Here is a 2953-nt window from a genome sequence, read left to right on the forward strand (position 1 = left end):
ATGGGCACGCGCGGCCGCCCATAACGAGGCGCCGCACTCCAGCACCATCCACGCCAGGGTGATCCACTGCAGCCACGCCACTTGCCGCGGCAGCGCCGCAGCCGGCGCGCACGATCCACAGCACGCATCTCGAACATCGGATTGCATAGAAAGAAAATCTCAGGCTCTAATGCGCCTCAAGGCTGATAATCCGGGCGCTTTGGTTGAGGAGAAATTCCAGTCGCCACCTTCGGGCCGCCGCCACTCGCGCTCTTCGCATCGCCCGACTCAGCCGTCGTAATGCCGATAACCACAGGGTGTTTTTTGCCGCCTGCCACGTGCGTATCGCTTGACTGAATCCCGATGACCACTGGATGCTTCTGCGTCGAGCCATGGGGGGGCTGCCCGTTCCCTGCGTAGAAATACTGCGTATCGGTTGAATTCCCGTTCATGACCTCAACCTTCAACGGTGCAGGCGCATTCTTCAGGTCTCCGCTCACGGACACATTCTTGTCGGACTGGAAGACGACATTCTTTGTCGACGACCCGTTGATCACTTCAACCGAGTTCTGGGTGTACTCGGGCCGGTAAGCAGGCCGCTTGGCTCCTCGCTCCGCAGATTTCGAGGGTTGCTTCCGATGATGTGTCTTCCCGGTCGGTGCAGCCTTCGTTTGCGGGCCGGAATCCTTCGCTGCGCTCTGAAGCGTGGATTGCTCTGTCGACTGCGGATTTGCCTGTTGTCCAGACGACATCGCCGAGACAAAGGCCAGGGAGAAAATGCAACTCATGAATTTCAGCCGCATCATTCGATCTCCTTGTCGATCGTCCCGTCCAGGTGTCAATGCCCGATCATGACTGACGTCGCAGCTACTCCTTCAACGTCACCGAAATCTTTCGCGCGTCGCCGCCTGCCGATGAAATCGCAATGTCGCCGGTTGCTTTCTTGCGAATGCTCTTGAACTTCTCGCCCCACTCGACCAGCACCAGCGCGTCTGGAGTCAGCAGTTCATCAAGGCCCAGCGTCTCCAATTGCCGCTCACCCTCAAGCCTGTAGACATCGAGGTGGAAGAGTTTGACGGGCTTCCCTTCGCGTGTGCCGTCATACTCATGCAGCAGCGTAAATGTGGGACTCGTAACCTCGTCGGGTTCCGCTGCATCCAGCGCCTGCGCGATGCCCTTCACCAAGGTGGTCTTGCCCGTTCCGAGGTCGCCGCGAAGAATCAGCAATTGCGGCGGCGCGAGCAAATTCACGAGCTTGCGTCCTACCTCAACGGTGTCGGCGCCGCTCTTTGTTACGAATTCGTGAATCCGTCCTTCGGCAACTGGGGCTTCCTTGCTCATTCGGCCTCTGCGGAGCGCATCCCCAGCCTACTCGCGGCCGGGAGCCCCTGCAACCAAACATACCCTCTTTGGGCGCCTTTGGAAAAGCGGAAAGGCCGATAACGAAACGCACGAGAAAAATATTCCAGGCTGTCGGTCGCGAGCAGTGTGTGCTCATCCGTAGCGTGTACGGCGAGATCCGCAGCAAACCCATGCAGATAAACCGCTGCCTCCACTGCATGCGCCATATCATCTTCAAATTGCGCGAGCATCGCTGCAATCACGCCTGTCAGGATGTCGCCACTGCCACCCTTCGCCATTCCAGGATTACCCGACGTATTCACCGCGACTTGTCCGTCAGGGTGCGCGACCAGGGTGCGCGACCCCTTCAGCACCAGCGTCACCCCGGTTTCGCGAACGAAATTCCGCGCTGTCTCCAGCCGGTTGGCCTGAATCTCCGCCACGCTCTTCCCTGTCAAACGCGCCATTTCACCAGGATGCGGCGTCAACACCACAGCGCGCCCCGACTTCGCGACTTCAGTCATCTTCTCCATCAAAAACGAATTCGCTGCCAGCGTATTCAGCCCATCGGCATCGATCACCACCGGCAGCTTCGTGTCTGACAACACCGCCTCCAGCAGAATCTCCGTGCCCGGCCCCTCACCCAATCCCGGCCCCACGGCAATCACCGTCTTGCGTTCGATCAGCCTCTGAAACTGCTGGGCGGTGATGCCCTTGCTCGCCATCTCGCCCGTGGGACTCGCCAACATCGGCCACGTCATCAGTTCCGGCGCAAAGCTTGATACCAGCGAGACAATCGACGCAGGTACCGCCGCTGTCACCAATCCCGCGCCTGCTCGCAACGCTGCCATCGAAGTCATCGCCGGCGCGCCCGACTTCCCTACTGACCCGCCAATCACCAGCACGTGTCCGAACTTGCCCTTATTTGAATCCGCCGGTCGCGGCTGCTCCACCAGCGCATGCGAACTCCCCGCCCAGGTCAGCCGCTGTTCTGAAACAATCGCCTCCTCCGGTGAACCGATTGGAGCCACCACAATCGGTTGATTCCATCGTCGTGTCATCTCGCCGAAAACATGCGCCACCTTGGGCGCCGTAAACGTGATCACTGCATCCGAGGGAAACGTCTCGTCTTCCACCTTGCTGTTTGTCGCATCCGCTTGCCAGCCTGAGGGCACATCGACTGAAAGAAATGGTGCAGCACTCGCGCTCGCCCACTCCATCGCCGCCAGCGCCAACCCCTTCATCGGTGGTTTGAATCCCGTCCCCAGCACCGCATCAATGATCAGATCCGCTTCAAGCGCGGCATTGTGTGCTCTCAGTTCCGCCGCCGAATTCACTTCGTACAAATATTTATTCGGAGAGACGCTCAACTCACGCCAGGCAGTCGCTGCATCGCCCTTCAGCTCATACTGCGACCCCAGCAGCAGCGTCGTGACTTCGAGCCCAGCCTTCGCCAGCAGCCGCGCCGCCATCATTCCGTCTCCGCCGTTGTTGCCTTTGCCGCACAGCACGACAATGCGCCGGCGCTCAGGCAATTCACGCAGAACGAAGCGGGCCACTGCGCGGCCGGCATGCTCCATCGGTTCAAGGGACGAGATGCCGAAGCGGTCGGTGGTAACCCGATCGGCGGTCG

3 protein-coding genes are annotated in these 2953 nt (G+C 59.9%); all 3 read right to left on the minus strand.

Going from position 1 to position 2953, the window contains the following annotated elements; translation table 11 throughout:
* Nucleotides 1-176 precede the first annotated feature (176 nt).
* Complete coding sequence (locus WA354_RS08265) at nucleotides 177-785, minus strand: hypothetical protein (RefSeq protein WP_472812528.1); 609 nt, start codon at nucleotides 783-785, stop codon at nucleotides 177-179.
* A 61-nt stretch (nucleotides 786-846) separates the two neighbouring features.
* Nucleotides 847-1320 carry a tRNA (adenosine(37)-N6)-threonylcarbamoyltransferase complex ATPase subunit type 1 TsaE gene (gene tsaE / locus WA354_RS08270; protein WP_472812529.1) on the minus strand — a complete coding sequence of 158 codons (474 nt, stop codon included), beginning with the start codon at nucleotides 1318-1320 and terminating at the stop codon, nucleotides 847-849.
* The coding region (locus WA354_RS08275) for an NAD(P)H-hydrate dehydratase (protein WP_472812530.1) at nucleotides 1317-2953 on the minus strand (1637 nt) is incomplete at its 5' end. The genes WA354_RS08275 and tsaE, both read right to left, overlap by 4 nt.

Origin of the sequence: Occallatibacter sp., assembly GCF_049802275.1 — a bacterium.
Classification (GTDB): domain Bacteria; phylum Acidobacteriota; class Terriglobia; order Terriglobales; family Acidobacteriaceae; genus Telmatobacter.